1 rRNA gene is annotated in these 747 nt (G+C 38.2%); it reads left to right on the top strand.

Features of this window, described 5'->3' with window-relative positions:
- Positions 1-9: 9 nt before the first annotated feature.
- A 5S ribosomal RNA gene (gene rrf, locus K1Y79_RS29035) occupies positions 10-121 on the top strand.
- The last annotated feature ends 626 nt before the right edge of the window (positions 122-747 follow it).

Raw genomic sequence — 747 nt, forward strand, 5'->3', positions numbered from 1 at the left:
TAAAGATCTTATGGTGGTTTTGCCAAGGGTGTTCACCTCTTCCCATTCCGAACAGAGAAGTTAAGCCCCTTATGGCCGATGGTACTGCACAACCATGCGGGAGAGTAGGTAGCTGCCATATTTATTGTAGAAAAGACCCGGTCTTACATAAGACCGGGCTTTTTTATCCTCATACCACAACCACACCATCGATCTTACCGCACTTACGGTAAAAAATATCTGGTAAATTTTGTTGTACAAGGTAAAGGATTGTATATTTGCAATCCGATTTAAACGTCGTCTCTATCACTTAGAAACGTTTAATGCCAGTAGGTCAAATTGATTTTGCGGCAGAGTAGCACCACAATCAGTCAGTATCCAAGTCAAATTATAAAGTTCTTTAGAAGTTCTCAGTCCGAAAGATGAAATAAAATGCTTTTACCTAAAGCAGATTGCTTCAAATAATAGGACAATAAATCTTCAAAAAAGATTTGGCAGAAATGAAATAATCATTATCTTTGCACCCCCAACGCAAATGACGCGAAACGGAAGTAAAGAAAAAGCTCTTATAATACTTAAAGATGTCAGGCGTTAAGCGCCACGCAGATCGGATCTGGGACATTGACAAACGTTAGACGAACGGTTTAACGATAAGTTCTTTGAAAGAATGGAAACAACAGCAAACATTTAACACAGGTAATGTTCAAGCGATAACATATTAGATATGACGTCTAATTTCGAGAGAAATTACGAAGTCAGTATCAAAAC

The sequence above is a fragment of the Chitinophaga rhizophila genome (assembly GCF_019492185.1).
Lineage (GTDB): Bacteria > Bacteroidota > Bacteroidia > Chitinophagales > Chitinophagaceae > Chitinophaga > Chitinophaga rhizophila.